Origin of the sequence: Nissabacter archeti (assembly GCF_018257325.1) — a bacterium.
In the GTDB taxonomy this organism is placed as follows: domain Bacteria; phylum Pseudomonadota; class Gammaproteobacteria; order Enterobacterales; family Enterobacteriaceae; genus Chimaeribacter; species Chimaeribacter arupi.
This window is the reverse complement of record NZ_JAERKB010000016.1, coordinates 111,983-118,920: the sequence shown is the minus strand read 5'-3', so window position 1 is coordinate 118,920 and position 6,938 is coordinate 111,983. Positions and strand designations below refer to the sequence as shown.

Here is a 6,938-nt window from a genome sequence, read left to right as displayed (position 1 = left end):
ACCCGTGAGGCTTAACCTTACAACACCGAAGGTGTTTTAGAGACGACGATTTTCAGCGCTGTTCCAAGATTGGTTCTGATGGCCCGTGAGGGCGGTCGGGATAAACAGAATTTGCCTGGCGGCACTAGCGCGGTGGTCCCACCTGACCCCATGCCGAACTCAGAAGTGAAACGCCGTNAGAGTAGGGAACTGCCAGGCATCAAATCAAGCACGAGGCCATCCGCAAGGATGGCCTTTTTGCTATGGAGCAAATCTGCACCAATACACTGATCTACTGCGCTTTTCTCAGCGTATTTTCTTCTTCCCTTGCTTGTTTTCGGCTGTCTAACTTGGCTATCTACGCTATTTTGCCGTATTCATTGCGTCCGTTTTAACCAGTCTGCAATGAATGTAGCGATCATTGATGGGGCATTCAGATCTAATTGCGATACTGTTGTGATTATTGGCTGATCGCTGGCAAGGGCAATAACGTGCGGATCGATCAGGTTATCCAAGGGCTTGCCGACAGCCGCACGATAGAGCGCAATTTTAGGAACGGGTTCATGTTTAAACCCTTCAACCAGAATAAGATCGATCTTACTGCTGTCAAAACGCCTGGCCAGAGAGAAAAGATCCGGCTCATCAGTCTCTTCCGGCGTCTCCGTCATTAATGCCCAACGTCGCGAGCTGGCTACCATCGTTTGCAGCGCACCCGCTTTACGCAATTCATAACTGTCTTTACCGGGAGTATCGACATCCACATTATGGTGGCTATGTTTGATCAGCCCGACCCGTATGCCATCTTGCGCCAGTAACGGGATGAGTTGCTTAAGCAGCGTGGTTTTGCCTGTGCCGCTGTACGCAACAATGCCCAATAGCGGTATCGTCATTATATTTTGTCCAAAAGTGAAAGATGGTGTAGATCAGCCGGAGTATTAATATTCTGGAAAGCCTGAATGCGATCGCGGAAATAAACAGCCTGGGCACCATTTTGTTCAAAAAAGAGCATTAATTTGCGATCGCCCTGCTGAAGGAACTGCATAAGCGGTGTAATCATACTTCGGTGCAGCAGGCATAAGGTGGGATGGGCGCGTACGCCATCATGCGCGTAGGCGATAAACGCGTCCTGGCGCGCTGCCCAGAGTCGTTCAATCAAATCAGCCGGCAGAAAAGGCACATCACAAGGCACAAAGGCCGCCCATTCAGTCTGACTGTTTTGCAGCCCGGTTAACAAGCCTGCCAGCGGGCCTGCAAAGCCGGTAAAGCTATCGGCAAACGTGGGATAGCTCTGGCGATACTGCTCAAGATTACGGTTAGCGCTGAGAATAATATGGGTTACCTGGGGTTGCAGGCGTTCAGCAACATGTTGGTAGAGCGGCTTGCCCTGCAAAAGGAGTAATCCTTTATCATTTCCCCCCATGCGCGTTGCCTGTCCGCCGCACAGTATCACCCCGGTAATCGCTGTTGGTATCACGTCATTCTCTCCTGTTTACTGAGAAAGTGATTGTAGCGCTCTGTTTGCCGGAGGGGATGATTTACTTTTATTGACAACTCCCACCCTTTTACTCAAAGGGCATCCCTGCTACTTTGTCCGTTTCCTCCAAAGCAAGGATAACGTCATGAATAGCCATCGGGTGAAAGAACTGATCGAGTTGCTTCAGCCGGCATGGGAAAAGGATGCCGATCTTAATTTGCTGCAATTCCTGCAAAAGCTGGCGCAAGAGAGCGGCTTTCAGGGCGACCTCTCTGAGCTGACAGATGACACGCTGATTTATCATCTGAAAATGCGTGACAGCGATCAGTCTGAGGCGATCCCCGGCCTGAAAAAAGATTATGAAGAAGATTTTAAAACGGCTATTTTGCGGGCCCGCGGCGTCATTAAAGAGTGATGCTTCTATTCTTTTCTACTGAATATTCCACCCCATGAGCCCTATGACGACAACCCCTGCCTTTAATTTTCATGCATTGACGCCTGACCTCATTCTGGATGCGTTACAGCATGTAGGCCTTTATGCTGAATCCGGCCTCACTGAACTCAACAGCTATGAAAACCGTGTTTTCCAGTTTATGGGGGAAGCGCGCCAACGTTATGTCGTAAAATTCTACCGGCCGGAACGTTGGAGCGAAGCACAGTTACGTGAGGAGCACGCCTTTGCGGCTGCATTACATGAGGCTGAAATTCCGCTTATTGCGCCATTGCCGCTTGCCGGTGATACCCTGAATCACTATCAGGGGTACTTTTTTACCGTTTTCCCGAGTGCCGGCGGCCGGCAATATGAAGTGGATAACCTCGATCAGCTGGAAATGGTGGGGCGCTATCTCGGGCGGATTCATCAGGTTGGAAGTAAACAACTCTTCAAGGCGCGTCCGACTATTGGATTGGATGAATATGTTATTCACGCCCGGCAAGTGCTGGAAGAGAGCCGGTTAATTCCCCAGGGCCAGCGTGATAATTTCCTTCAGGCAACGGATAACCTTATTCACGCCATTCAGCTTCGCTGGCATACACAGTGGCAAGCATTACGCCTGCATGGAGATTGCCACCCAGGTAATATTCTGTGGCGTGATGGCCCCTGTTTTGTGGATCTGGACGATGCGCGTAACGGCCCTGCTATACAGGATCTCTGGATGCTGTTGCATGGGGATAAAGCGGAGCAACGCACCCAGCTTGATATTCTGCTGGAGGCTTATGAGGAATTCAGCGAGTTTGATCAGCGCGAACTGGCACTGATTGAGCCTTTACGGGCCATGCGCATGGTGCATTACCTGGCCTGGGTGGCGCGTCGCTGGCAGGATCCGGCTTTCCCCCGCAGCTTCCCGTGGATGACGGAAGGAAGTTTCTGGGAGAGCCAGACGGCAGCGTTCAGAGAGCAGTTTAACCAATTGCAGGAACCCCCTCTGCAATTAACGCCTATGTATTAATGGTAATATCAACGGAGAACAAGGAATTATGAAGAAGATATTTTTAGCGTTGGTGGGAATGGTGCTGGCATTCAGTGCTTCAGCCGCGCAATTTTCAAGTGGCGACCAATTTGTCACGTTGGATAAGCAGGTATCGGGAGAGCCACAGGTTCTGGAGTTCTTCTCTTTCTACTGCCCGCACTGCTACCAGTTTGAAAAGATTTACCATATCTCTGACACCATTAAAAAGAACCTTCCTCAGGGAACCAAAGTGACAAAATATCACGTTGAATTCCTTGGCCCATTAGGCAAAGAGATGACGCAGGCATGGGCCGTTGCGCTGGCACTGGGTGTGGAAGATAAAGTCGCTCCCCTGATGTTTGATGCCGTGCAGAAAACCCAGGTCGTCCAGACACCGGATGATATTAAGAAAGTGTTTATTCAGGCAGGTGTAACGTCAGAAGAGTATGACTCTGCCTGGAACAGTTTTGTGGTGAAATCCCTGGTGGTGCAACAGCAAAAAGCGGCGGCTGATTTGGGCTTACAGGGTGTACCTTCCATCTTTGTTAACGGCAAATATATGGTCAAAAATGATGGCCTGGATATGAGCTCGATGGATATCTACAGCAAGCAATACTCTGACGTGGTCAATTTCCTGCTGACCCAGAAATAATGTTAATGAAATGACACTAAAAATGCCGGATTATCCGGCATTTTTTATGGCAGCTATTCGGTCGTCCGTTAACGTCCTCACGCCATTATTTTCACTGCTCCTTCCCGTCGGCTACCTGAAACAGATTGCATCAGCCCCGGTATAGGCAGACCGGCCACAAAGGCTGTGTTAACAAATGCGCAGGCTTTTCCTGGGAAAATGAAAAGGGGCGTCGGCAGAAAAGTTGTGGAAAAGGGTTTTATTCTTTCGGTGTTTATTTAAACAATCCCCGTAAAACAGGGATCAGCATAAAGTTATATCCACATTTGCTATTCCCCCCTGAAAGGGCCTCTCCACCGTTTTGATCTCAATTAATAGTTTGATTTAACTATAAAAAATACAAGATCTGTCAGAGAAAAACACAGGTGTTGCAATTGCACGATCTTTTATGCACAAAGTTATCCACAATATAGATCCTGCGGATCATCCCGCAAATGATCGGATTGATCGCGGTGATGAGCCGCCGAAGGTTCGCCTTTCGCGCCAGCTATGGCATCCTTAGTACATTGACCGATGACGAAAAAGAGTCGCTATGGCACATATTGCAGAAAATCCCCTGATCCTGGTTGATGGGTCTTCTTACCTCTACCGCGCCTATCATGCTTTCCCACCGCTGACCAACTCTGCCGGTGAGCCGACCGGCGCCATGTACGGCGTAATCAACATGCTGAAAAGCCTGTTGCAGCAGTATCAGCCCAGCCATGTTGCCGTGGTGTTTGATGCCAAGGGCAAGACATTCCGCGATGAGTTATTTGCTGAGTATAAATCGCACCGCCCGCCAATGCCGGACGATCTGCGTGCGCAGATTGAACCGCTGCATACTATGGTGAAAGCGATGGGGCTGCCGTTACTGGCGGTCTCCGGTGTTGAAGCAGACGATGTGATCGGCACCCTGGCCCTTCAGGCGGAAAAAGCGGGTCATGCAGTGCTGATCAGCACCGGCGACAAAGACATGGCCCAGCTGGTTACGCCGAACATTACGCTGATTAACACCATGAATAATGCGATCCTTGGCCCTGAAGAAGTGATCACCAAATATGGTGTTCCTCCGGAATTGATCATCGATTTTCTGGCATTGATGGGTGACTCCTCCGATAACATTCCCGGCGTCCCTGGTGTGGGCGAAAAAACCGCCCAGGCGCTGTTACAAGGGATAGGCGGGTTGGATGCGCTCTACAGTAACCTGGGCGCCATTGCCGGCCTGAGTTTCCGTGGGGCAAAAACCATGGCAACGAAGCTGGAGCAGAACAAAGAGGTGGCGTATCTCTCTTACCAGTTAGCCACCATCAAAACCGATGTAGAGCTGGACGTCCGCTGTGATGAGCTGAATGTGATGGCACCGGCGACAGATGAGCTGCGCGCCCTGTTCCAGCATTATGAATTCAAGCGCTGGACCAGCGATCTGGAAGCCGGTAAGTGGCTGATCAACAAAAAAGCCCCGGCGTCAGGCAGCCGCGGCGCAGAAGAAATCGACATCAATGTGCCGGTGCCGGAGGTAGAACGCGCGCAGCTGGCGCAGGATGAGTATGTCACGCTGCTGACTGAGGCGGAGCTGGATGAGTGGCTGGAGAAACTCTCCGCAGCAGAACAGTTCGCCTTTGATACAGAAACCGACTCCCTCGATACCCTGACGGCCAACCTGGTGGGGCTCTCTTTTGCCATTGAGCCGGGCAAAGCGGCCTATCTGCCGGTCGGGCATGATTATATTGATGCGCCCGATCAGCTGAATCTCGATCTGGTACTGGAAAAGCTGAAACCGCTGCTGGAAAGCGAAAAAGCGCTGAAAATCGGCCAGAACCTGAAATTTGATCAGGGCGTGCTGAAGCGCTATGGCATTGAGCTGCGCGGCATCGCTTTCGATACCATGCTGGAATCCTATGTACTGGACAGCGTCTCCAGCCGCCATGACATGGATACCCTGGCCGATCGCCATCTGGGCCATACCACCGTCAGCTTTGTTGAGATTGCCGGGAAAGGGAAAAACCAGCTGACCTTCAACCAGATTGCCCTGGAAGAGGCCAGCCATTACGCGGCGGAAGATGCCGATGTCACCCTGCAACTCCACCAGGCGATGTGGCCAAAAATCGAGGCCAGTGACGGCCTGCCGAATGTCTTCCGTGAAATTGAGATGCCGCTGGTGCCGGTGTTATCACGCATGGAACGTACCGGGGTGCTGATCGACAAGTCCATTCTGGCGGCGCATTCGGTAGAGCTGACTGAACGTCTGGGCGAGCTGGAAAGCAAAGCACACGAACTGGCGGAGGAGCCGTTTAACCTCTCCTCCACCAAACAGTTGCAGGCGATTCTGTACGATAAACAGAAACTGCCGATCCTGAAAAAGACGCCGGGCGGCGCGCCGTCCACCAATGAAGAAGTGCTGGCTGAACTGGCACTGGATTACCCGCTGCCGAAAGTCATTCTTGAGTACCGCAGCCTGGCGAAGCTCAAGTCCACCTATACCGACAAATTGCCGCAGATGATCAATCCGGCCAGCGGCCGGGTGCACACCTCCTATCATCAGGCGGTCACGGCCACCGGGCGGTTGTCATCCAGCGATCCAAACCTGCAAAACATCCCGGTGCGTAACGAGGAAGGGCGGCGTATCCGCCAGGCCTTTATTGCGCCGGAAGGGTACAAGATTGTGGCGGCGGACTACTCACAGATTGAGCTGCGCATCATGGCGCACCTCTCGCAGGATAAAGGCTTGCTGGCAGCGTTTGCCGGTGGCGAGGACATCCACCGTGCGACGGCGGCAGAAGTATTTGGTATGTCGCTGGAGAGCGTCACCGGTGACCAGCGCCGCAGCGCCAAGGCGATTAACTTTGGCCTGATTTACGGCATGAGCGCTTTTGGCCTGTCGCGTCAGCTGAACATCCCGCGTAATGAAGCCCAACGCTATATGGACAAGTACTTTGAGCGCTACCCCGGCGTGCTGGATTACATGGACCGTACGCGCAAACTGGCGGCCGAAAAAGGGTATGTGACCACGCTGGACGGCCGCCGTCTCTACCTGCCGGACATCAATTCGAAAAATGCGATGCGCCGTAAAGCGGCAGAGCGGGCGGCGATCAACGCCCCGATGCAGGGTACCGCAGCGGATATCATCAAACGTGCGATGATCGACGTGGATGCCTGGCTGCAACAGCAGCAGGACCCGCACGTGCGTATGATCATGCAGGTACACGATGAACTGGTGTTCGAAGTGCATGAATCCGTACTGGAGGACGCATCAGAGAAGATCCGTTCCCTGATGGAACAGAGTATGCAGCTGGATGTGCCGTTGCAGGTTGAAGTCGGTGTCGGCGAAAACTGGGATCAGGCGCACTAAACGGCGATAACCTAAGCA

The 6,938-nt window shown here is 52.2% G+C and carries 6 protein-coding genes and 1 other annotated feature; of the genes, 4 read left to right on the top strand and 2 right to left on the bottom strand.

All coding sequences use genetic code 11. The features are described from left to right. Positions 1–114 precede the first annotated feature (114 nt). Positions 115–198: a sequence feature (5S ribosomal RNA rRNA prediction is too short), on the top strand. A 158-nt stretch (positions 199–356) separates the two neighbouring features. Together mobB and mobA are read right to left on the bottom strand one after the other, a co-directional pair. Next, a complete protein-coding gene (gene mobB / locus JK232_RS20180; protein ID WP_072931454.1) occupies positions 357–869 on the bottom strand; it encodes a molybdopterin-guanine dinucleotide biosynthesis protein MobB in 513 nt (170 codons plus the stop codon). After that, positions 869–1,450, bottom strand: a complete 582-nt coding sequence (gene mobA, locus JK232_RS20175; RefSeq protein WP_101829159.1) for a molybdenum cofactor guanylyltransferase MobA — start codon at positions 1,448–1,450, stop codon at positions 869–871. Before mobA ends, mobB begins: the two co-directional genes overlap by 1 nt. Before the next feature lie 148 nt (positions 1,451–1,598). On the opposite strand from mobA, the gene JK232_RS20170 reads away from it, so the two are divergent. The 4 genes from JK232_RS20170 to polA all read left to right on the top strand — a co-directional run bounded on the left by JK232_RS20170 (position 1,599) and on the right by polA (position 6,920). Further along, a complete protein-coding gene (locus tag JK232_RS20170; RefSeq protein WP_072931456.1) occupies positions 1,599–1,868 on the top strand; it encodes a YihD family protein in 270 nt (89 codons plus the stop codon). A 34-nt stretch (positions 1,869–1,902) separates the two neighbouring features. Then, complete coding sequence (locus JK232_RS20165; protein ID WP_072931458.1) at positions 1,903–2,901, top strand: serine/threonine protein kinase; 999 nt, start codon at positions 1,903–1,905, stop codon at positions 2,899–2,901. A 28-nt stretch (positions 2,902–2,929) separates the two neighbouring features. Beyond that, the gene (gene dsbA / locus JK232_RS20160; RefSeq protein WP_072931460.1) at positions 2,930–3,553 is read left to right on the top strand and encodes a thiol:disulfide interchange protein DsbA; all 624 of its coding nucleotides are present in this window, start codon (positions 2,930–2,932) and stop codon (positions 3,551–3,553) included. Between the two features lie 571 nt (positions 3,554–4,124). Then, complete coding sequence (gene polA / locus JK232_RS20155) at positions 4,125–6,920, top strand: DNA polymerase I (RefSeq protein ID WP_212589624.1); 2,796 nt, start codon at positions 4,125–4,127, stop codon at positions 6,918–6,920. Positions 6,921–6,938 lie beyond the last annotated feature (18 nt).